This window comes from Collimonas sp. OK242, assembly GCF_900107095.1.
In the GTDB taxonomy this organism is placed as follows: domain Bacteria; phylum Pseudomonadota; class Gammaproteobacteria; order Burkholderiales; family Burkholderiaceae_D; genus Collimonas.
Genome location: NZ_FNOR01000030.1, coordinates 1 through 21,057, shown reverse-complemented (window position 1 = coordinate 21,057; position 21,057 = coordinate 1). Strand labels below are relative to the sequence as shown.

The 21,057-nt window shown below is 55.2% G+C and carries 20 protein-coding genes and 2 tRNA genes; 14 read left to right on the top strand and 8 right to left on the bottom strand.

What is annotated here, in order from left to right; genetic code table 11:
* Positions 1 to 70: 70 nt before the first annotated feature.
* Entirely contained in the window at positions 71 to 355 is a 285-nt protein-coding gene (locus BLV81_RS22380; RefSeq protein WP_092360118.1) for a hypothetical protein, read from the bottom strand.
* Between the two features lie 51 nt (positions 356 to 406).
* Positions 407 to 730 (bottom strand): hypothetical protein, encoded by a 324-nt coding sequence (locus BLV81_RS22375; protein ID WP_092360117.1) that lies wholly within the window; start codon positions 728 to 730, stop codon positions 407 to 409.
* Between the two features lie 386 nt (positions 731 to 1,116).
* Between BLV81_RS22375 and cysT the strand changes: the two genes are divergently transcribed.
* The 9 genes from cysT (at position 1,117) to BLV81_RS22330 (ending at position 10,169) form a co-directional block, all read left to right on the top strand.
* Positions 1,117 to 1,992 (top strand): sulfate ABC transporter permease subunit CysT, encoded by an 876-nt coding sequence (cysT, locus tag BLV81_RS22370; protein WP_092360116.1) that lies wholly within the window; start codon positions 1,117 to 1,119, stop codon positions 1,990 to 1,992.
* A 9-nt stretch (positions 1,993 to 2,001) separates the two neighbouring features.
* A complete protein-coding gene (gene cysW / locus BLV81_RS22365; RefSeq protein WP_092360115.1) occupies positions 2,002 to 2,943 on the top strand; it encodes a sulfate ABC transporter permease subunit CysW in 942 nt (313 codons plus the stop codon).
* Positions 2,940 to 4,025, top strand: a complete 1,086-nt coding sequence (locus tag BLV81_RS22360) for a sulfate/molybdate ABC transporter ATP-binding protein (RefSeq protein ID WP_092360114.1) — start codon at positions 2,940 to 2,942, stop codon at positions 4,023 to 4,025. Before cysW ends, BLV81_RS22360 begins: the two co-directional genes overlap by 4 nt.
* A gap of 10 nt (positions 4,026 to 4,035) precedes the next feature.
* Positions 4,036 to 5,028, top strand: a complete 993-nt coding sequence (locus tag BLV81_RS22355) for a CysB family HTH-type transcriptional regulator (protein ID WP_092360113.1) — start codon at positions 4,036 to 4,038, stop codon at positions 5,026 to 5,028.
* 541 nt (positions 5,029 to 5,569) lie between these two features.
* Positions 5,570 to 6,784, top strand: coding sequence for an NYN domain-containing protein (locus tag BLV81_RS22350; protein ID WP_092360112.1), 1,215 nt, complete (start codon positions 5,570 to 5,572; stop codon positions 6,782 to 6,784).
* 269 nt (positions 6,785 to 7,053) lie between these two features.
* On the top strand, positions 7,054 to 7,449 hold the full coding sequence (locus BLV81_RS22345; protein WP_092360111.1) for a GFA family protein: 396 nt from the start codon (positions 7,054 to 7,056) through the stop codon (positions 7,447 to 7,449).
* A gap of 325 nt (positions 7,450 to 7,774) precedes the next feature.
* Positions 7,775 to 8,215 carry a hypothetical protein gene (locus tag BLV81_RS22340; RefSeq protein WP_092360125.1) on the top strand — a complete coding sequence of 147 codons (441 nt, stop codon included), beginning with the start codon at positions 7,775 to 7,777 and terminating at the stop codon, positions 8,213 to 8,215.
* 16 nt (positions 8,216 to 8,231) lie between these two features.
* A complete protein-coding gene (locus BLV81_RS22335) occupies positions 8,232 to 8,789 on the top strand; it encodes a hypothetical protein (RefSeq protein ID WP_092360110.1) in 558 nt (185 codons plus the stop codon).
* Between the two features lie 405 nt (positions 8,790 to 9,194).
* Positions 9,195 to 10,169, top strand: coding sequence for a hypothetical protein (locus BLV81_RS22330; RefSeq protein ID WP_143036422.1), 975 nt, complete (start codon positions 9,195 to 9,197; stop codon positions 10,167 to 10,169).
* A gap of 187 nt (positions 10,170 to 10,356) precedes the next feature.
* Here BLV81_RS22330 and BLV81_RS22325 read toward each other — a convergent pair whose 3' ends face one another.
* The 5 genes from BLV81_RS22325 to BLV81_RS22300 form a co-directional block, all read right to left on the bottom strand.
* Positions 10,357 to 10,731 carry a VOC family protein gene (locus tag BLV81_RS22325; protein ID WP_092360108.1) on the bottom strand — a complete coding sequence of 125 codons (375 nt, stop codon included), beginning with the start codon at positions 10,729 to 10,731 and terminating at the stop codon, positions 10,357 to 10,359.
* An 86-nt stretch (positions 10,732 to 10,817) separates the two neighbouring features.
* On the bottom strand, positions 10,818 to 11,861 hold the full coding sequence (locus BLV81_RS22320) for a quinone-dependent dihydroorotate dehydrogenase (RefSeq protein ID WP_092360107.1): 1,044 nt from the start codon (positions 11,859 to 11,861) through the stop codon (positions 10,818 to 10,820).
* A gap of 98 nt (positions 11,862 to 11,959) precedes the next feature.
* Positions 11,960 to 12,685: an arginyltransferase gene (locus BLV81_RS22315; protein ID WP_092360106.1), complete on the bottom strand. Its 726-nt coding sequence runs from the start codon at positions 12,683 to 12,685 to the stop codon at positions 11,960 to 11,962.
* A 324-nt stretch (positions 12,686 to 13,009) separates the two neighbouring features.
* On the bottom strand, positions 13,010 to 13,738 hold the full coding sequence (gene aat, locus BLV81_RS22305; RefSeq protein WP_092360104.1) for a leucyl/phenylalanyl-tRNA--protein transferase: 729 nt from the start codon (positions 13,736 to 13,738) through the stop codon (positions 13,010 to 13,012).
* 18 nt (positions 13,739 to 13,756) lie between these two features.
* The gene (locus BLV81_RS22300; protein ID WP_092360103.1) at positions 13,757 to 14,341 is read right to left on the bottom strand and encodes an NUDIX hydrolase; all 585 of its coding nucleotides are present in this window, start codon (positions 14,339 to 14,341) and stop codon (positions 13,757 to 13,759) included.
* A gap of 220 nt (positions 14,342 to 14,561) precedes the next feature.
* Between BLV81_RS22300 and BLV81_RS22295 the strand changes: the two genes are divergently transcribed.
* The 4 genes from BLV81_RS22295 (at position 14,562) to BLV81_RS22280 (ending at position 20,335) form a co-directional block, all read left to right on the top strand.
* Positions 14,562 to 14,638, top strand: a tRNA-Met gene (locus BLV81_RS22295).
* An 85-nt stretch (positions 14,639 to 14,723) separates the two neighbouring features.
* Positions 14,724 to 14,800, top strand: a tRNA-Met gene (locus BLV81_RS22290).
* Positions 14,801 to 15,088: 288 nt separating this feature from the next.
* Positions 15,089 to 16,300, top strand: a complete 1,212-nt coding sequence (chrA, locus tag BLV81_RS22285) for a chromate efflux transporter (RefSeq protein WP_092360102.1) — start codon at positions 15,089 to 15,091, stop codon at positions 16,298 to 16,300.
* A gap of 1,359 nt (positions 16,301 to 17,659) precedes the next feature.
* Positions 17,660 to 20,335: a TonB-dependent receptor gene (locus BLV81_RS22280; RefSeq protein WP_255365424.1), complete on the top strand. Its 2,676-nt coding sequence runs from the start codon at positions 17,660 to 17,662 to the stop codon at positions 20,333 to 20,335.
* Here the strand turns inward: BLV81_RS22280 and BLV81_RS22275 are convergent.
* Entirely contained in the window at positions 20,332 to 20,577 is a 246-nt protein-coding gene (locus BLV81_RS22275) for a hypothetical protein (protein WP_092360100.1), read from the bottom strand. The genes BLV81_RS22280 and BLV81_RS22275 overlap by 4 nt on opposite strands.
* A gap of 44 nt (positions 20,578 to 20,621) precedes the next feature.
* On the opposite strand from BLV81_RS22275, the gene BLV81_RS22270 reads away from it, so the two are divergent.
* A partial coding sequence (locus tag BLV81_RS22270; RefSeq protein WP_092360099.1) for an energy transducer TonB occupies positions 20,622 to 21,057 on the top strand: 436 nt, incomplete at its 3' end.

Below are 21,057 nucleotides of genomic sequence, written 5' to 3'. Positions count from 1 at the left end.
GGCAACTTAGAAAGTTGTCGTCATTTTAAACGGAACTGAGGTGGCAGTCTGATCGTTTTGCTATAAGGCTTCAAAGAGCGCTGAGCGCCGACGAGCCTGTTTGCTCAGCTTTTTTTAGCGTTACTTTTTTCATGGCATGGGCGCGCTGTTGCTGCTGCTGTTGCTGTGTAAAGGCGATTTTTTCTTCCGCTGTCATGCGCTTGCCGATAATCACGATGGGCGGCATCAGCAGCGGAATGTCTTCCGGCTGTGCTACGGTTTTCTTGGCCGAGGCTGCTGCCATGGCCGGGCTGGTACTCAAGCTCAGGGTCGCTAACAAGGTGGCGGCGACCAATAATCGGAATGCGGTATGCATTTGCAATCTCCTGGTGTGGAACTGCGACGTAACTGCAATTAAGTTGACGGCTTAGATGACGGCCTTTTTGTGGCTTGCTTCTTGCTGAGCCAGCACCGATTTCTGGTCCCGGTTCAGGCGCTTGCCGACGACGGTGATCGTGGCCAGGTATTCATCCTGTTGCGCCATGGCCAGCTTTTCTTGTGGGCTCAGGCGTTTGGCGACGATCGTCACGGTTTGCAAGAACTCTGGATGGCTTGGACGTTTGCCGATAATCGTGATGGTTGGCAGCGTGGAGGCTTCGGTTTGTTGCGGCGCTGCTTGCGCCTGGGCGATGCTGCCGGCCAGAGTTGCGATGGACAGGATGGCGATCAGTGCTGTGCGTGCTGTGTTCATTTTGTTCTCCGTTAAGTGATTTGCAGGTGGCTGACGTTGTTGCATGTCGTCACTTTAGGGAGGGGCGGGGCAAGTCGCCAGCGGCTTGCGACAATCTGCAGAAATCGCGGAACAGAATACAAAAAAGCGCGACTGGAATGCAGTGGATTCGGCTGGTTTTTAACGAGTTGGCGGGAGCGGCGGCGCGGAAATGGCGCTTTCCCCTTCCATTTGGATGACATGATTCATTGTTTTAAAGATAAATAATTTGCTCATCAAGGGGGGAAAGCATCTGTTTCTCTTATGCAAAATCATTCTATGCACATGCTAAAAAGTTCGTTCTCTTTATAATAATCCGGTGAGATTATCTTTGTTCTTTAGCTGTATTTGTAATAAGGGGACGATGCATGACCACCGCCGTGCTGACCAATCAAGGCCTTGCAAGCAAGCCCGCCGCGCCGTTTCGCGTGATGCCCGGGTTTCGCCTGTCGCTGGGATTCACCCTGTTTTATCTGGCCCTGATCGTATTGATCCCCTTATCCGCAGTGTTTCTCAAGACCTTCACGCTGAGCTGGGACGGTTTCGCCGCCGCTGTCGCTTCGCCACGGGTGATGGCGTCTTACCGCCTGACTTTCGGCACTTCCTTGCTGGCGGCGCTGCTGAACGCATTTTTCGGCGGCATCGTGGCCTGGGTGCTGGTGCGTTACCGGTTTCCCGGCAAGAAACTGATCGACGCCCTGGTTGACCTGCCGTTTGCATTGCCGACGGCGGTGGCCGGCATCGCCTTGACCGCGCTGTATTCAAGCACCGGCTGGATCGGCCAATATCTGGAACCGCTGGGCATCAAGGTCGCTTTTACGCCGCTAGGCATATTGGTAGCGCTGACGTTTATCGGCTTGCCGTTTGTGGTGCGTACCGTACAGCCGGTGCTGGAAGATGTCGAGAAAGAGCTGGAGGAGGCCGCCGCCAGTCTGGGGGCGAATCATTGGCAGACTTTCACCCGGGTGATTTTCCCGGCTGTATTTCCTGCGCTATTAACCGGTTTTGCCTTGTCCTTTGCCCGCGCTACTGGTGAGTACGGCTCGGTCATCTTCATCGCCGGCAATATGCCGATGGTGTCGGAAATCACCCCCTTGTTCATCATTACCAAGCTGGAGCAGTACGACTATGCCGGTGCGACCGCGATTGCGGTGGTGATGCTGACCGTGTCGTTTCTGCTGCTGCTGGCGATCAACGTATTGCAAGCCTGGACCCGCCGGCGCGGCCAGTCGGTCAGAGCATAGGAGTCGGACTTGAGCGCTATTGCCAGTAATTTCAATCCGGCCGCCGCCGCGCCCGCGCCAGTTGCCGGGCGACCGCGACGGGGTGAGGCGATCCATGTGCCGAACGCCACCCTGGAGCCGTGGTGGGTGCGCACCCTGTTAATGACGGTGGCGCTGTTGTTCCTTGCCTTGTTCCTGGTGGTGCCGCTGCTATCGGTATTTGCCGAAGCATTCAAGAAGGGCTGGGAAGCCTATCTGGCGGCAATCATCGAGTCGGATGCGGTCAGCGCCATCAAGCTGACCTTGCTGAGCGCCGCGCTGGCGGTGCCGCTCAACCTGGTGTTCGGGGTCGCCGCCGCGTGGACGATTGCCAAGTTTGAATTCCGCGGCAAGAACATCTTGCTGACCTTGATCGATCTGCCGTTCTCGGTATCGCCGGTGATATCAGGTTTGATCTATGTATTGTTGTTCGGCGCCCAGGGCTGGTTCGGTCCATGGCTGCGCGCGCACGATATCAAGATCCTGTTTGCAGTGCCGGGCATCGTGCTGGCGACGGTATTCGTCACCTTTCCCTTTGTGGCGCGCGAACTGATCCCGTTGATGCAGGCGCAGGGCAGCGAAGAAGAAGAGGCCGCCCTGGTGCTGGGCGCTTCCGGCTGGAAGACATTCCGCCACGTGACCTTGCCGAATATCAAATGGGGCCTGCTGTATGGCGTGATCTTGTGTAACGCCCGCGCCATGGGCGAGTTTGGCGCGGTGTCGGTGGTGTCCGGCCATATTCGCGGCGAGACCAACACCATCCCCTTGCAGGTAGAGATTCTGTACAACGAATACAACTTCCAGGCAGCGTTTGCGGTGGCCTCGCTGCTGGCGTTTCTGGCGCTGCTGACCTTGGCGCTGAAATCGTTCATCGAATGGCGTTTGCGCGAGACGGTATTGCCGCGCAACGCCCTACAACCGGAGCAGGCATGAGCATCCAGGTCAGCAACATCAACAAGCGCTTCGGTGAGTTTGTCGCACTGAATGATGTGTCGCTGGAATTTCCGACAGGGGAGCTGAGCGCGCTGCTGGGGCCTTCCGGCTGCGGCAAGACCACATTGTTGCGCATCATCGCCGGCCTCGAAGCGCAGGATAGCGGCCAGGTCTTGCTGGAAGGCGAAGACGCTTCATCGCGTCACGTACGCGAGCGCCAGGTCGGCTTCGTGTTCCAGCACTATGCCTTGTTCAAGCATATGACCGTGTTTGAAAACATCGCCTTCGGCTTGCGCGTCAGGTCACGCGCCCAGCGTCCCGGCGAAAGGGCGATTCGTGAAAAAGTAAGCAGCTTGCTGGAACTGGTGCAACTGGACTGGCTGGCGGACCGTTATCCGCCGCAATTGTCCGGCGGCCAGCGCCAGCGCATTGCACTGGCGCGGGCGCTGGCGGTGGAGCCGCGCGTGCTGCTGCTGGACGAGCCGTTCGGCGCGCTCGACGCCAAGGTGCGCAAGGAATTGCGACGCTGGCTGCGGCGTCTGCACGACGAGTTGCACGTCACCAGCATTTTCGTGACCCACGATCAGGAAGAAGCGCTGGAAGTGGCGGATCAGATCGTCTTGATGAACCAGGGCCATGTCGAGCAGGCAGGCGCGCCGCAGCAAGTCTATGACCATCCTGCATCGCCATTCGTCTACGGCTTTCTCGGCAACGTCAACCTGTTTCACGGCCGCCTGCACCAAGGCGTGCTGGATACCGGCGGCGCCACTTTCGACGCCCCTGAGCACGCTGCGGCGCAAGATGCGCAAGGGGTCGGCTATGTGCGGCCGCACGACCTCGAGATCGATCGCTATATAGCTGGCGCCGGCGCCGAAGGAATCGTGGTGCAGCTGCGGCGCGCCCATGCCATCGGGCCGCTGGCGCAGCTGGAACTGGAGCGCAGCGATGGCGCCGATACCGGTTTGATCGAAGCGGTCATTTCCAGCGAGCGCTTCAAGCAGCTCAATTTGAAAGACGGCGAAACCTTGGTGGTGCGTCCGCGCCGCCTGCAGGTGTTCGTCGATCAGCAAGCTACACAGTAAGGGGAACACCATGAATTTTCAACAATTGCGTTCGATCCGCGAAGCAGCCCGTTGCGGCTTCAATCTGACTGAAGTGGCGAATGTCTTGTTTACCTCGCAGCCAGGGGTCAGCCGCCAGATTCGCGAGCTGGAAGAAGAACTCGGCGTCGATATTTTCATCCGCAACGGCAAGCGCCTGATCGGCTTGACCGATCCCGGCAAAGGGATTTTGAAGATCGTCGAAAGACTGTTGCAGGAAGCGGAAAACCTGCGCCAGGCCAGCCAGGAATATTCGGGCGAAACCAGCGGCACCTTGACGGTCGCCGCCACCCATACGCAAGCACGCTATGCCTTGCCGCGCGTGGTGCAAGGATTCCGCGCCAGTTTTCCCGATGTCCGCATCGCCTTGCAACAAAGCTCGCCGGAACATATTGCCGACTGGGTGATATCGGGCAAGGCCGACGTCGGCATCGCCACCGAGGGCCTGACCCAGTTCAAGGAATTGATTTCCTTCCCGTGCTATGAATGGCGCCATGTGCTGGTCGTGCCGGAGCATCATCCTCTACTGGACATCAGCGGGCCGGTCAGCCTGGCCGATCTGGCAGCCTATCCCTTGATTACCTACGATCTCGGGTTTACCGGCCGCGGCCATATCGACGCTGCCTTCAGCAACGCCGGCATCACGCCCGATATCGTGCTGACGGCGATGGATTCCGACGTGATCCAGCAATATGTATCGCTCGGCCTGGGAGTCGGGCTGGTGGCGTCGATGGCGACCGAGCATAGCCGCCAGAACGGCTTGCGTTCGATTTCGGTAGCGCATCTGCTGGCATCCAATGTGACCAGGCTGGCAGTGCGGCGCGGGGCTTATCTGCGTTCTTATACGTATGACTTCATCTTGCAGTTTGCACCGCAGTTGAAACGTGAAGATATCGTTGAAGCCTTGCAGGCAGAACCGCATGGCGCGGGCAGCAACGGTGTGCACACGGCCGATTTTGAACAGCGCATCTTGAAAATCGCCTGAAGCGAGGACGCCCTCTAATCCCGGCGGCGCCAGGCCCCGGGTCACAGCCCTGTCATATTCGGGCGCTACGATTTCGTTTGTCTCCTCCGACTCTCCCCGGGTTCGGATTTAGCCCGCTGCCGCAAGGCCAGCGGGCTTTTTCTTGCGCGCTTCTGTACCACTAGCGGAAAAAACCATTAAATCAAGGGCTTAGCGAGTTAGCCGGGTAGTTATCCACAGGGCTACTCACAATTTCTGTGGGTAACTCAGGTCGCAAACCGCTGATTGAACAAATCGATACGCCGTTCGGCCTGTTCCGACAGCGAACCGGCAACCGCCATCGCCAGCCGCGTCAGGAGGGAGGTGTCCATTTCATTCTCCTGAATTGCGTTTAAGCCGGTTCTCGCTTCCAAAGGGGAGGGCGACGGATGCCTTGCGGCATCTCATCCGGAATGGGTTCGGGGCCGACGTTCTTGGCTATAATCGATGGCATGGATGTCGGCTGTAGCGCATGAATATCAAGCTCGTCAAGCCCAGCCCATCATTGGAGAATAATACATTTATGGCCTCATCCCCGGAAAACCTCAGCATGGCGGTGTTCTGCGACTTCGAAAACGTCGCGCTCGGCGTGCGTGATGCAAAATACGAGAAGTTCGACATCAAACCGGTGCTGGAGCGCCTTCTGCTGAAGGGCAGCATCGTCGTCAAGAAGGCTTATTGCGACTGGGAGCGCTACAAGGAGTTCAAGGCCACCATGCACGAAGCCAACTTCGAGCTGATCGAAATTCCGCATGTGCGCCAGTCCGGCAAGAATTCGGCCGACATTCGCCTGGTGGTGGACGCACTCGATCTTTGCTACATGAAATCGCACGTCAACACCTTCGTCATCATCAGCGGCGACTCCGACTTCTCGCCGCTGGTCTCCAAACTGCGCGAGAACGCCAAGCAAGTGATCGGCGTCGGCGTCAAGCAATCGACTTCCGACCTGCTGGTTGCCAACTGCGACGAATTTATTTTTTATGACGACCTGGTGCGGGAGAGCCGGCGCACGGCCGCCAAGCGCGGTGCGCGGGAAACGCAGCCGGCCGCCAAGCGCTCGCCCGATGAAGAAAAGCGTCGCAAGGCAGAGCTGGAAGCGCGCAAGAACCAGGCGATCGACATGGCGGTTGAGACTTTCGATGCGCTGGTGTCCGAACGCGGCGACAGCGGCAAGATGTGGGCATCCGTGTTGAAAGAAGCGATCAAGCGCCGCAAGCCCGATTTCAGCGAGTCATACTACGGCTTCCGCGCCTTCGGCAATTTGCTGGAAGAAGCCCAGGCACGCGGTCTGCTCGAATTCGGCCGAGACGAGAAATCGGGGACTTACGTATATCGTAGCAGCGGCAATAATGGCAATAGCGGCGGCACGAATGCCAGCGAAGTCGCGGCGGAACAGCCGGCGCCGCCATCGTTGCCGCTGCCGGAAGTAAGCGCAGCCACGGCAGTTTCACCGACAGCAGCAGCGGCGGCTGAAGACAACGGCGCCAAGCCGGAAACCCGCCGCAAGGGACGCGGAGGCCGCAAGCCGGCCGAAAAGAAAATCGCAGCGGCTGCGCCGCAGCTTGCCGCACAAACTGTCGCGCGGGATGTCAATATAGCGCCGGAAACGCCGGCAGTTGTCGAAGCGCCGGTTCAGCCGCCGGAAGACGCGCCGGTCAACGCGGTAAAAACGGCCCGCAAGCCCGCCGCACGCAGCCGTCGCCCGCGTAAAGCTGAAGTGAAGGCTGACGATGCTTGATGAAGGACGGCCGCGATTTTGCGTATCTACGGTAGCGGCGACACCGCTTGTGCATATTCCGCTAAAGTTGCGCTGACGAGCGCCGCTTTTCACACGAATTTAATGGTACTCGCAATCCCAGAGGTCAAGCAGGTTTGCGTTGCCGGACAAGGCTTTGCCGAGATTCACGTTGGCCTGGTTACGCAGCAGTCGGCGGCGGGGTTGTGCGGCAGGGCCTAGCGGACAAACTAACAGTTAGGCGTCAGAAGTATCCTTTATTCCACATCACCATGACACTTCGAATCGCGTCTTGCAGTTGCGGCCAGCTTTCCGCCAGAGTCTCTGGAGATCCGATCCGGGTGTCGGTCTGCCATTGCCTCGCATGTCAGCGTAGAACCGGGAGCGTCTTTGGGGCTCAAGCCAGGTTTCCGCGGCAAGCAGTCGAGATCAACGGAACAGGCACGGAGTATGTCCGTGTCGGAGACGAAGGCGGAAGGACCAGGTTCACCTTCTGCCCTACTTGCGGCGCCACGGTTTACTACGTCATGGACGGCAGAGAAGACAGTATTGCCATTCCCGTCGGCGCCTTCGCAGAATCGAGCTTCCCGGCGCCAACGTTCTCGGTTTATGAAGATCGGATGCATTCTTGGATAACCTTGCCCATAGACATAGAGCACATGGCATAACGCCGCCACCGACGCCTGACCCCTCGCTCAAGCGGAGCGCCAACGGCACGCCACCGGACCCGGCCTGACTGTCGCGGCCGGCTCGAAACGGCCAGGAGCCGACCGTGGCGCATCCCCTCGGCACGTTATTGCTTTATCAATTTTCCTGTGGCAACATACGACGACGATCTTTCCGTCATGATTAATTTGTTCGTTATCGACGCATGTCTTTCACGAATGGCTCAGTTCGGCCAAAACCGGAAAGTGCAAGTCGACATTAATTTTTTCAGTGCCTAACAAAATTGATTTCATCGAACGTCAATTTATAAAAACGGATGCTTCACTCATGTTCAAAAAAATCATATGCACATCTCTCTTTTTGGCAGTTTTATCATCACTGTCTGGATGTGCAATCAACCGTGCTACAGCCAGCGTCACACCAGGCGTTGACCTGAAGGCCATGAGGACCTTCTACGTTGTGAAATCACCGAAGGATGAAAACAATGTTGATCAGTTGATCAAGGACTATCTAGTCAAAAAGGGTTATTCGGTAACGACAGGACCTGAGTTAATACCTCCTTATCAAGCAGATGGGGTAGTTACTTATATTGACAAATGGTTCTGGGACATAACCATGTATATGATCGAACTTACGATCAACGTCAGACAGCCAAGCAACAATTTTCCTGTCGCTGTCGGCAATTCTTACCATACATCTCTAACCAGGGAATCACCGCCCCAGATGGTCAATGAGGTTATGACAAATATTTACAAAGATGCTAAATAATTTTACGGAGACATTAATGAACTTTTCACTCAAATCTTTTTTTTCCAATAGTTTGCTCACCATTTCCGTGCTGGCCGTCGCTTCCTCCATGCTTGGTGGATGCGCCTCGCCCTCCACGTCGCAGGGTATGACGCCTGCCTCGGTTCAAACAACAAACAAACATGCCCAGTCGGTAACCCTAACAGTGAGCGGCGGCAAAGAGACTGGCTCGATGGGAAAATCGCAAATCTCCGATGTTGCTTTCGCTCAGGCTATAACCGACGCTATCACTAGTTCAAAAACCTTTTCGAGAGTTATTCAAGGTAGTGGCGGAGACAATCTTCTGACGGTAACCATTTTCAATATTGAGCAGCCATCGTTTGGCGCATCCTTTACAGTCAAAATGGAAGCGGGCTGGACGCTGAAACGAGCTGATACCGGAGCCGTAATTTGGCAGGAATCAATCAAGTCAGAGCACACTGCAACGATGGGCGATGCATTTGTAGGTGTGGAACGCTTACGCTTAGCAAATGAAGGCGCCGCGAAGGAAAATATTGCGCAAGGCCTGAGCAAGATTTCGGCACTTAATTTTTAATTTTCTATAATCGTTTTAAAAGACCGGTTCACATTGACCGGTTTTTTTTTGTGCAAAAGCAAGTAGTCGGATTTTTTATTTTCTGTGCATCCGAAATGGAACGTATGGATGCTAAGCATGACCATATTCATTTATCAGATAAGCATAAGGAATTCGAAGGATCATCTCATTTTGCTCTCATGAAAAATGAAAAATAACGAGTGCTAAAGTATTTGAAGGGTGGATCACGGTCATAAGCGGTCGGTGTCTGCATATGGCAAATATCACTCCAATCAATGACACTTAATACTAAGCAATCTTGAAATTAACCTTCAAAATGACGTCAATGCAGTTTAATTTAAGAACGCGTTTTTTGAGTGTTGGTTTAATTTTTTCATGGCCATATTTTTGAGAAACAGGAACATCATGAAATATTTTTATTTTTCGATATCCACCATTTGCATCGGAGCTGCTTTATGGTTATCGGGTTGCTCTACTGAACGCAATCCAATGAGTCCATCCACATTTTCACAATCCACGCAGGACAAGATTCCGGCGGCAAGCCGAAGCGACGCCGCACTAGCAGCGGATAAACATTTCTGGGATGTTTTTCTTAACGCAAAATACGAAGAAATTCAACCGGTACTGGAGCAAATGACAGGCGCCTATTTACGCGATCCAACTGATTCGGTAACGGCCAGTCATATTGGATGGCTGCATATCTGGAGGATATCGGAGCGTGAAAGAATGGCTAAGGTAATGCCCTCAATTACTGATGATGCCGTTCTGGCGCGTAAATATTTTCAGGAAGCCAGCTCAATTAATCCATCCGATGCAAGATTGCTGGGTTTTTTGGCGGCAACGACATTGAATGAGGGAGCCATTCATCACAATGAGCCTGAGATTTCTGACGGTAATGCGTTAATGCACAAAGCGATTGTTGCCTGGCCCGAATTTAATCTGTTCACCGCAGGGTATATGGTAAGTACTAAACCTGCCGATACTGCTGAATTTAAACAGGGATTGGAATGGCAATGGGAAAATCTCGATATCTGCGTGGGAGAAAAAATTAGCCGTACCGACCCAAATTATTCCTCCTCTGTCACGCACATCACAACCGTTGGGCCAAAACGCGCATGCTGGAATTCAACCATTGCGCCGCATAACTTCGAGGGATTTTTCTTGAATATGGGGGACATGCTGGTGAAATCAGGCGATTGGAAAGTTGCGCAGAAAATATACGCGCTGGCAAAATCATCTCCAGATTATTCCAACTGGAAATTTGCCCCATTGCTTGATGAGAGAATTAGAAATGCGGAAAGCAATATAACGCCATTTGTGTCGAATAAAGGAATAATGATTAATTCCAAAGTCTCATGCATGGCATGCCATCAATCGTAACGCGGAAAGGCGTACAAGGTAGTGCAATGGAGGCATCTATCGCGCCGTATTTTAGGTGATACTTTTTTGTGGGGGGATTACCGGGGGATTACCATCGCCTTCCGGTCGAATGACTGCTTTGGACAGGAGCGGACGTCTAACGTTTGCCATGAGGGGGACGCAAGTGGACGTCCCCTCGACGGAAGGGTTAGGCCTCGGGTTCGTGGCAAACCGCTTCGATGTTGTGTCCGTCCGGACCAATGACAAAAGCTGCATAGTAGTTCGCGTGGTAGCGCGGGCGCAGACCAGGCGCACCATTGTCCTTGCCGCCCGCCTCCAGAGCCGCGCGATAGAAAGCTTCGACTTGCTGGCGATTCCCGGCTGTGAACGCCAAGTGAAGATGCGCCGGCCTCTCCTCGGTTTGGTACAGGCACAATGAAGCCTTACCCTTTGGGCTAAGCTCGACACCGTACGTCGGCGGCCCCTCCGAGACAACAGCTACGCCGAGCGGTTCGAGTGCCTTGAGGAAGAACGCTTTGCTCGCTGCATAGTCGCTGACTCCGAATTTGACGTGGTCAAACATGAATTCTCCTGAAGTGTGTGGGCTTGCACGATAGTTCAGCCAGAACCGGCGCAGCGCTCAATTTGCATCAGCGCCCGCAGCTTGCCTTAGCCTTTCTGACGCAGCGCCGCCGCACATTCGTGCACCAGCGCCGGGCCGCGATAAATCAGGCCGCTATATAACTGCACCAGCGACGCTCCCGCATCTATTTTGGCTTGCGCGTCGGCGCCGCTGAAAATCCCGCCGACGCCGATGATGGGCAGCGCATCGCCCAGCTCGCCGTGCAACTGCCGCACCACGCTGGTGGACAAGGCCAATACCGGCGCACCGGACAAGCCGCCGGCTTCATTCTCATGTTGCAGGCCCCTGACGGCATCGCGGCTGATGGTGGTGTTGGTGGCGATCACGCCATCTATCTTATGCCGCAGCAAGGCGTCGGCGATGGTCTTGATTTGTTCTGCATCGATATCCGGTGCGATTTTCAAAGCGATAGGGACATAACGCTTGTGCTGGTCGGCCAGTTTTTGCTGCGCTTGCTTGAGCTGCGACAGCAGGGCGTCAAGTTCCGATGCGCCTTGCAATTGGCGCAGGTTCTTGGTGTTGGGCGAGGAAATATTGACAGTGACGTAGCTGGCGTAGGGATAGACTTTTTGCAGGCAGTGCAGATAGTCTTCCGCGGCGCGTTCGATCGGCGTGTCGGCATTCTTGCCGATATTCAGCCCCAGCACGCCTTGCCGTTCCTGGTAGAACCTGGAGGCCTGGACATTGGCGACAAAGGCATCGACGCCGCCATTATTGAAACCCATGCGATTGATGATGGCGTTGGCGGCCGGCAGGCGGAACATGCGCGGCTTGGGATTGCCGGGCTGCGCCCGCGGCGTCACCGTGCCGATTTCAATCGAGCCGAAGCCGAGCGCCGCCAGGCCGTCGATGTAGGCGCCGTCCTTGTCCAGCCCGGCTGCCAGCCCGACCGGATTGGGGAAACTGATGCCCATCACCGTGCGCGGGTCGGCCGGTATCTTGCCTAATAGCGCAGTGAGTCCCAGGGCTGCGGCCCGGCGCAGTGCCTGCAGGGTCAGATTGTGGGCGGATTCCGGATCGAGTGAGAACAGGGCGGGGCGGGCGAAGGCGTACAGAAGTTTGGCTGGCACGGTAGGCTGCTATAGAAGATGGTGCAATTAAGTGACGCAATTAAGTGACGCAATTAGGATGAAGCAATCGAAAACAGGCGCAGCAAAAACTGCGGTGGCTATTTTAGCGCACTCCACTCCCCTTGCCGCAGTGCTTCCAGCGGCTGGAAGTTGATTTTGTAAGCCATTTTCGGGCTTTCTTTTATCCAGTAGCCAAGATAGACGTAGGGCATGCCGAGCTGCCTGGCCTGGCCGATTTGCCATAACACGTTGTAAGTGCCGTAGGAGGTGCCCGGCACGTCGGGATCATAAAAGGTGTACACCGACGACAAACCGTCGTTCAGCACATCGATAATGCTTACCATGCGCAAGGTGCCGTCAGCTTCCCGAAACTCGACCAGGCGGGTATTCACCTTGCTCTGCAGCAGGAACTGGGCGTACTGGTCGCGGCTATCCTGGTCCATGCCGCCGCCGCTGTGGCGTGCGGTCTGGTAGCGCAGGTACAGGTCGTAATGTTCGTGCACATAGGCCAGGTTGGTGACCAGCGTGGTCAGATGGCTATGCCGCTCCCAGGCACGGCGCTGGCTGCGATTCGGCTGGAACGCTGCCACCAGCGTACGCACCGGCGTGCAGGCCTGGCAACCGTCGCAATACGGCCGATAGGTAAAAATGCCGCTGCGCCGGAAACCGTTCTTCACCAGCTCCGAATAGACATCGGCGTTGATCAGATGCGACGGCGTCGCCACCTGCGAACGCGCCTGGCGATGATCCAGGTAGCTGCATGGATAGGGCGCGGTGGCGTAAAACTGCAGGGTCGAAAAGGGCAGATCTTTTAGGTGCGTCATGTGCATTCCGGCTAAGGCCTGTTAGCAATGTGTTGGGAGATGCGTTCAAACCAAAACGTGTGGTGGCAAGGCGCGTGGCGTAGCTGGGGCTGATGCCCCAGCAAGCCATGCAACGCGGCCAGCGCACGTTTTGGTTTGAACCCTCCGGGAACGGCTGCAGGCGTCGCATGCCGTTGTTACACCTCCTTGCCGTAGCACTGCTACGTCGCGTCGTTGCGCCTAGGCCTGCAACGCCTGCCGCGCGTTCGCACTCCCAACACATTGCTAACAGGCCCTGACTTATAACTGATAATTTACACTGTAATTTCGGTTTGCATAAGAGTCTTAATCTGCAAACAAGGGCAGCGGCCGCCAGTTGTGGATCTGCGGATGGGCGATGGCTTGCTTCATGTGCTGCAGAAACTCGCTGCGGCTGATCGGCTGGGCGCCGAGCGAGGCCAGATGGTCGGTCTGCTGCTGGCAATCGATCATTGCCACGCCGTGCTGGCGCAGGAAGTGCACCAGGTAAGCCAGGGCGATCTTGGAGGCGTCGCTGACCCGGGTAAACATCGATTCGCCGTAAAACATATGGCCGATGCTGACGCCATACGCGCCGCCCACCAGCTTGCCGTCCAGCCATACTTCAGCCGAGTGCGCGTAACCGAGCCGGTGCAGGGCGCGGTAGCCGGTAACAATATCTTCCGAGATCCAGGTGCCGGCGCCATCGCGGCGTGGCGCCGCGCATTCGCGCATCACTTGCTCGAAAGCGAAATCGAAGCGGATCTGCCAGCGCCGGTCTGTGGCCATGCTGCGATGCACCTTGCGCAAGGTTTTGTACAAGCTGGTGGAGATCGCAAATTGTTCCGTCATCAGCACCATGCGCGGATCGGTGCTCCACCAGAGGATCGGCTGGTTCTCGGAAAACCAGGGGAAGATGCCATGTCGATAAGCGTCCAGCAGGCGCCGCGGCGACAAATCGCCGCCAGCTGCCAGCAGGCCGGCGGCGCCGTCCTCCTCGGTCAGGGCGGTGGAGACATCGGGAAACGGGGTGTCCAGTTCAAGCCAAGGGATCATCGCGGCTCCGCCGGTGTCTTATTTAGGTGCTAAACCAGCGCGCATGGGTTTGAAAATAGCTTGCGTGTGCAAGCTGAAATGACCCTCGTCCTGACGGATTTTCCTGATGTCGGCAAAGAACGCGCGCAGGGTGATTTCGACGGTAGGGAAGGCGATTTCATCCCACGGGATCTCGGCCTCGGTGAACAAGCCGACTTCCAGGCTTTCAATGCCGGCTGCGTAATCCAGGTCGAGCAAGGTGGCGCGATAGAACAGATGCACCTGATGTACATGCGGTACGTTCAGCAGCGAAAAAAGTTCATGCAGTTCGACCCGTGCGCCTGCTTCTTCCAGGGTTTCGCGGCGGGCGGCGTCGTCGGTGGTCTCATCGTTTTCCATGAAGCCGGCCGGCAGCGTCCAGTAACCGTATTGCGGCTCGATGGCGCGTTTGCACAGCAGCACGCGCAGCTCGCCGTCCCGTTCCCATACCGGGACAGAGCCGATCACCATTTTCGGATTTTGATAATGAATGCTGCCGCAGTTGCTGCAGACATAACGCATGCGGTTGTCGTCCGGCGGAATCTGCAGGCTGACGGGATGCGCACATTCGGGACAAAATTTCATAAGCAGCAATAGATAGTATTAATAGGCAATTTAAACATGCTGTTTAAACAGGCGGGAAACAAATTCCCGATCGTGTCGAATTGGGGATATTTCAGCATATCTCAGCATAACCGAGTAGTCTGGAAGTTTAGCATCGCCTAATCGTTACAGCTGTTCTTAATCCGATTGCCTGTATTGGTTGCATTGCACTGCAATACACTATATACTTTCATTCTTCAGACGCGGGGTGGAGCAGTCTGGCAGCTCGTCGGGCTCATAACCCGAAGGTCGTAGGTTCAAATCCTGCCCCCGCAACCAGTTACAGTAGGAAGGCTGGCAATACAAGGCTATTCTTACGCATCGGGCCTTAAGTGGAAAGCGCTTAAGGCTTTTTATATTCAGACGCGGGGTGGAGCAGTCTGGCAGCTCGTCGGGCTCATAACCCGAAGGTCGTAGGTTCAAATCCTGCCCCCGCAACCAATGCAGAATAAGAAATTATTCTTGCTCAAAAAGCCCCAAGTGCAACGCACTTGGGGCTTTTTGTTTTTCGAATTCGATGCGGCGTCGGTGCGGGAAGCGAAGCTATCCAGATCTGTTGCAAGTTTTAATTTCTTGTTTTGATTTTTTAATAAGAAACCCGCTAGCGGCTGTCAATCGCCCGTGAATTAAGGGATGCCGGCAGAGCAGACTGGTCGGGCTTGCCCGCAGTTAGCGTTGGGTAGCGCATTTGATTTATGATGCTAATTTGCTCAATCAACAGACTCGACAATGTCGTCAACCGCAGAAGAAATCAAAAAAGACAGCGCCGATAATGCGTGGACCGTATTTCTGATCTTCTTGCGATTGGGGTTCACTTCATTTGGGGGGCCCATTGCGCACCTGGGGTATTTCCGCGAGGAATTCGTGACGCGCCGCAAGTGGCTGAGTGAGCGCAGTTTCGCCGACATCGTTGCGTTGTGTCAGTTTCTCCCCGGTCCGGCCAGCAGCCAAGTCGGTATAGCGCTTGGCTTGTCGCGCGCAGGATATGCCGGTGCGCTTGGCGCCTGGGCTGGTTTCACCTTGCCTTCTGCGCTCGCGATGACGCTATTTGCTTTGGGCATATCTGCATGGGGTAATGGCTTTCCGGCAGGGGCATTGCACGGCTTGAAAGTGGTCGCTGTCGCCGTAGTCGCGCAAGCCGTTTGGAGCATGGCCCGCAATCTTTGTACCGATACGCAACGCGTCAGTATTGCCGCAGCAGCCGCATGCGTCATTCTTGTGTGGCCCACGGCCTGGGGGCAAATTGCTGTAATTTGTATTGCTGCCCTGGCCGGTCTGCGGCTATTCAAACCGTCGCAAGTTCTAGCGCATGATCCGCTGCCGATTTCAGTCAATCGTCAGGTCGGCTTTGTCATGCTGGTCCTGTTCTTTGGCCTGCTGATCGGTTTGCCCGTCTTGGCGAAAGCGTGGCCAGATCAGGCCTTGGCCATGTTTAATGCTTTTTACCGCGCAGGATCCTTGGTTTTCGGTGGCGGTCACGTCGTGCTGCCGCTTCTGCAGGCGGCGGTCGTGCCAGGTGGCTGGGTGAGCAATGAATCTTTCCTCGCAGGCTACGGCGCGGCACAGGCAATGCCCGGACCTCTCTCCACATTCGCCGCCTTTCTGGGGGCTTCGATGACGCTGTCGCCAAGTGGATGGATCGGCGCCGCTGTGTGCTTAATTGCTATTTTTATGCCGTCATTCTTGCTGGTCCTCGGCACAATGCCGTTTTGGGAGCAGTTGCGCCGAAGCAGGCGCACTCAAGCGGCGCTCGCGGGTATCAATGCTGCCGTGGTTGGCGTGCTGCTGGCGGCGCTTTATCATCCGGTCTGGACTAGCGCCATATTGAGGCCGGTAGATTTTGGGCTGGCGCTCATTGCGCTGGTGGCCCTGATGTTTTGGAAATTGCCGCCATGGCTGGTGGTTGTGGGATGCGGCGTGGCCGGATGGGGGTTAAGCTAGAAAGCCGCCCGCGGCGGTCAGATGCTTGCAGAAATACTGCTGAAAACCGCTCCGCAAAAATATTCAGGCCATATTTATTTAGAAACCGCCGTCTTATCCAATGTTGTTGAATTCGACTTGCCGAGATACTCGATTAATTTCCCGAGTACGCGCAGCCTGATCGCATTGTTCATTGTTCATTGCTCATTGTTATTCAGCTCAAGTGCGATGTCCCGCGATGCACCATTACTATCCTTCATTTGTTGCCGATTCCGTGCGGCGCTCCATCCCCCCAATTTATCCAAATAAGTCGCGTCACCGATAACCGGCCGCGGGTTTCCTCGCGGAACACGTAATTTTGTGAGTCCGCGCGTAAGCATCGACAGGGTGCAAGCGGTGTTTTTGCTCGCCTGTTTTTCACCACTTTGGTGCCAGGCGGATGCCAAATACGCACCAAAGTGGTATTTCTAAAAAAATACCAATTCGAACTGGCATTGAAGATGTATTTTCTACTATGGATGATGCTGCAATGCAGCGTGTTTAGTACTTCCTGGGAATGCCGCTTTATTCATGTGGCGACTTTCAAATTTGATCGGGAAAAAAACACAGAAAAACACGAAAGAGTCGATTTGATCCGATTTTTTTGTGTTTTAGTATAAATATCTGTCTTGTTGATGCTTCTTGAAAAACACTTATTTTCATAGGGGAAATATCGAAAATTGGAAGCCCGTTGCAAGACCTTTAAGGCGGCGGCTTGCGTGTTTTGAAGAAGTTCCGGGGCGGATTCGAAAAATTTTCATTTTCGAGAAAATCTTACTTCTGACTAGCCATTTTTGAAAAAAAGCGACCAGTCCAGTCCACTAAACAACAGTCGTCGAATTTGAAAAATAATGAGTGTAAACAACGGTATATATAGATATACGAATTGTTAAATTTGATACCAATAATTTATTTATATAATACCAGTTGAATGCCTATTGACAGCCACTTTTACGCTCCATAGAGTGTGACCAGCGCAACGTTTCCAAAGGAAATTTTTGGGCTTGGACGTAAGGCAGTGTGCGGCAGCTTGGGTTCTATGTGCGGGGCAGGGTAAGCACGGCATCTTCCCTCAGTCGGTTTTTGGAGAAGGACTGACAGCGGAAAGTGGTTTTACAAGCGGTGGCATGCAGCGTCTTGTTGGTTGGATCTTGTTGTATTGGCGACTGTATCGAAAAAAGGTTCTCCCCTTTGTCGGCCTGGATTGATCTCGAGCCGCAGTGTGGAGAAGTCAATGAAAAAAATGGCCGGCTTCTGTTTTTTTTTGGCCGCAATCGATGGGGAGAACGGTAAGTGAATAAGAATTTAACACCAATAGCATCTGCTGTTGCACTACTGGTCATGGCAGCAGCCATGCCTGCGTATGCGCAGCAAGCGGACGATGCAGCTCAAAAAACTGACAGCAAGAGCACTGACAAGGGTGGCCAGATCGAACAGGTCACCATTAGCGGCATTCGTGGTTCGTTGCAAAAGTCCCTGACGCAAAAGCGCAACGCCGATTCGCACGTGGAAGTCATCACCGCCGAAGATATCGGCAAGATGCCGGACAAGAACGTTGCCGATTCGCTGTCGCGCGTGCCAGGCGTCACCATCGGTAATGCCGGCGCCACCGAAGGCGGTTTCGATGAAGCCGACCGGGTGAGCATGCGCGGTACCAGCCCGAGTCTGACGCAGACGCTGATCAACGGCCACAACGTGGCGTCCGGCGACTGGTTCGTGCTGGACCAGGCGGGCCAGGTCGGCCGCAGCGTCAGCTACACGATGCTGCCTTCCGAACTGGTCGGTTCGGTGGTCGTCCACAAGAGCTCCGAGGCTAGCCTGGTAGAAGGCGGAGTCGCCGGTTCGGTCGACATCATTACCCGCAAGCCGCTGGATTTCAAGAAGCAATTTACCGCTGAAGCAACCCTGGGCGCCGTGTATGCCGATTTGCCAGGCAAGACCGATCCGCAAATCAGCGCATTGGTGAACTGGAAAAATGAAGCCAATACCTTCGGTATCCTGGTGCAGGCGTTTTCGGAAGAGCGTCATCTGCAACGCCAGGGGCAGGAAATCCTTGGCTACACCCAGATCGCTCCAGGCAGCAAAATCGCTACCGCCCATCCTGACCTGGCTGGCGTGTATGCGCCTAACCTGATCAACTCGGCGCTGTTTGAGCAGCAACGCAAACGGACCGGCGGTTTGATCGACGCCCAGTTCAAGGTCAGCAACGATTTCTCGTTCGACGTCAACGGCTTCACGTCGGAAATGAAGGCCGCCAATTACAATCGCAGCTATGAATTCTGGGGCGCCCAGGTGATCAACGCCGGCGCCGGTCAATCGCCGAATCCTGGTTACACGGTGAAAAACAACACGCTGACATCGGCTACCTTTGCTCCTGTGGCGGGTACCAACTACGGCGTCTACGACCAGATTTCACGTCCGGACGAAAGCGCAAGCTCAAACTTCGTCGAGCTCGGCACCAAATGGCGCGCTACCGATGCATTGACCTTTACCACCAAGCTGGGCACATCTTCCGGTGAAGGTAAAACACCTACTCAAAACGTCGCTGAATGGAATGTCGGCGTCGGCGCCGGCGCTGGCTATCAATTGAACGGAATTGGTACGGCCGCCAACTGGAATTTGGGCCCAACCAATAATTCCAGCCCTGCCGGTGCACAATTCGGCTGGATCTTTGGCGATCAGAACATCAACGTCAAGGATAAGGAAAACTGGGCGCAGGTTGACGGCGAATATTCCACAGCTTGGGGTGCATTGTCGACAGTGCAGTTCGGCCTGCGTTATAACGACCATAAACGCAGCTCCGAAGGTGTGATTGGCCAGGGGCCGACGGCAGCTGCCCAAGACCCTGCCAATTTCCCGCAGGGTTATCAAAATTTCCCGTCCAATTTCGGCAGCGGCCTGGGTAGCGGCTTCCCGACCAATGTCTGGTATTACACGCCGGGCCAGCTGGCAGCCTACAACGCCTTCACCAATCGCAATCCGGTCACGCGTGAAGACTGGAACTCCGAATTTTCAGTGAAGGAAAAGAACACGGCTGGCTACTTGCAAGGCAATCTTGAAGGTAATCACTGGAGCGGCAATATCGGCTTGCGTTTAGTTCAGACGCAGGAGAATGTCATCAACAACGTCGCCTCGCCGGCCACCGCACCGGGCGCCATCACGACTTCGGCTTTCGGTCCGTTCGTCAGGCAGCAGGTCAATCACACCTACGTCGATGCGCTGCCAAGCATGAACCTGAAGTTCGACCTGAGCAAGGATGTGGTTGCCCGTTTTGCCGCATCCAAGACCATGACCCGTCCGGATTACTCGGCACTGGCCGGTCAAGTATCGTTGTCGCCACCGGCGCAATTCGGTTCCATCGGTTCCGGCAGCGGCGGTAATCCAGATCTGAAGCCAATCACGTCGAACAACTTTGATACTTCATTGGAATGGTATTTTGCTCCGCGTTCCATGGTGTCCGCCAGTGTCTTCACCATGAACCTGACCAGCTATGTCGGCCTGGGCACCGTTACCAGAAGTTATGTGACCAGCACACCTGATCATCCAGCCAATTACATGGCGGATTATCAGCTGACCGTACCGGTCAACACTAGCGGCAATGTGACCGGTATCGAACTGGCTTATGAAATGCCGCTGGGGAAAAACTTCGGGTTTGCCACCAACGCTACTTTCATCAACGCCTATGACGCTAACAACGGTCCTCTGGTCGGTGCCTCGAAGCGTACGGCCAACCTGTCGGCTTACTACGAAGATGAGCGTTTCAATGCCCGCCTCTCGTATAACTACCGTAGCAGTTTCTACAGCGGACTGGATCGCAGCACAGCGTTCTATCAAGCCGGTGTCGGAACCTTGGCAATGTCTCTCGGCTACAAGTACAGCGAACAGCTGGCCTTCACGCTGGATGCGCAGAACCTGAACAATCCGACCCTGAAGTATTACGCGTTGAATGAGGACCAGCCGCGTGCGTTCTACAAGAACGGCCGGCAGTTCTACCTGAATGCGCATCTGAAGTTCTAGTAACGGCAAGCCGGCATGCTGCCCTGAACAGCAGCATGCCGCTTGTCGCCGAGCTCGAAGTAAAAGTTGACGTTGATTTTGCCGTGAGAGCGCCGATGAGCGGAGTTTGTCGGGCCGCCCAGCTGGCAAGGTTTTGAGAACACGCTCTCCGGCATTTTTTTGGTGCAGGCAGAGCTGGAAAATGCGATCGCAAGCGGATCAGCATGAATCAGCAAAAGCATGCCGGCAAATGGCGTGCCCAACACCGAGATTGTCAGAAGTCAGGCGCACAAACAGGAGTCGTTGTATGGATTTCACGCAGGACGGGAAAAATCCCTCCAATAATGTAGTTGGCATCAGCGTGGTGCTTGTTCTGCATGTCCTTATCATTTATGCGCTTCTTACCGGATTGGCCCGCAAGGTTGTGGAAGTGATCCAGCAACCGGTAGAGACCAAGCTCATCGAAGAGATCAAGCCGCCGCCACCGCCGCCGCCGGACAAACCAGTGCCGCCGCCGCCAAAAACGGTCGCCCCGCCGCCGCCATTCGTGCCTCCACCAGAGGTAAAAGTAGCGCCGCCGCCGCAAGAGAACGTGATTGCAGCTGTAACCAACGTCAAACCACCGACCAATGACTTGCCTACTTCTGTGGCGCAACCATCGGCTACCGGCGAAGCCGGACCATCGCATACCAGTGCAAAAATTGCCGGCAATTGCGAGAAGCCGGAATACCCGAGATCTTCCT

Excerpts from the sequence above, each read along its gene's own strand:
- BLV81_RS22360 (WP_092360114.1), top strand. The coding sequence starts at position 2,940 with ATGAGCATCCAGGTCAGCAACATCAACAAGCGCTTCGGTGAGTTTGTC.
- BLV81_RS22330 (WP_143036422.1), top strand. The coding sequence starts at position 9,195 with ATGAAATATTTTTATTTTTCGATATCCACCATTTGCATCGGAGCTGCT.
- BLV81_RS22345 (WP_092360111.1), top strand. The coding sequence starts at position 7,054 with ATGACACTTCGAATCGCGTCTTGCAGTTGCGGCCAGCTTTCCGCCAGA.
- chrA (WP_092360102.1), top strand. The coding sequence starts at position 15,089 with ATGTCGTCAACCGCAGAAGAAATCAAAAAAGACAGCGCCGATAATGCG.
- BLV81_RS22335 (WP_092360110.1), top strand. The coding sequence starts at position 8,232 with ATGAACTTTTCACTCAAATCTTTTTTTTCCAATAGTTTGCTCACCATT.
- aat (WP_092360104.1), bottom strand. The coding sequence starts at position 13,738 with ATGATCCCTTGGCTTGAACTGGACACCCCGTTTCCCGATGTCTCCACC.
- BLV81_RS22315 (WP_092360106.1), bottom strand. The coding sequence starts at position 12,685 with ATGACGCACCTAAAAGATCTGCCCTTTTCGACCCTGCAGTTTTACGCC.
- cysT (WP_092360116.1), top strand. The coding sequence starts at position 1,117 with ATGACCACCGCCGTGCTGACCAATCAAGGCCTTGCAAGCAAGCCCGCC.
- BLV81_RS22340 (WP_092360125.1), top strand. The coding sequence starts at position 7,775 with ATGTTCAAAAAAATCATATGCACATCTCTCTTTTTGGCAGTTTTATCA.
- BLV81_RS22375 (WP_092360117.1), bottom strand. The coding sequence starts at position 730 with ATGAACACAGCACGCACAGCACTGATCGCCATCCTGTCCATCGCAACT.
- BLV81_RS22355 (WP_092360113.1), top strand. The coding sequence starts at position 4,036 with ATGAATTTTCAACAATTGCGTTCGATCCGCGAAGCAGCCCGTTGCGGC.
- BLV81_RS22300 (WP_092360103.1), bottom strand. The coding sequence starts at position 14,341 with ATGAAATTTTGTCCCGAATGTGCGCATCCCGTCAGCCTGCAGATTCCG.
- BLV81_RS22325 (WP_092360108.1), bottom strand. The coding sequence starts at position 10,731 with ATGTTTGACCACGTCAAATTCGGAGTCAGCGACTATGCAGCGAGCAAA.
- BLV81_RS22350 (WP_092360112.1), top strand. The coding sequence starts at position 5,570 with ATGGCCTCATCCCCGGAAAACCTCAGCATGGCGGTGTTCTGCGACTTC.
- BLV81_RS22280 (WP_255365424.1), top strand. The coding sequence starts at position 17,660 with ATGGCAGCAGCCATGCCTGCGTATGCGCAGCAAGCGGACGATGCAGCT.
- BLV81_RS22380 (WP_092360118.1), bottom strand. The coding sequence starts at position 355 with ATGCATACCGCATTCCGATTATTGGTCGCCGCCACCTTGTTAGCGACC.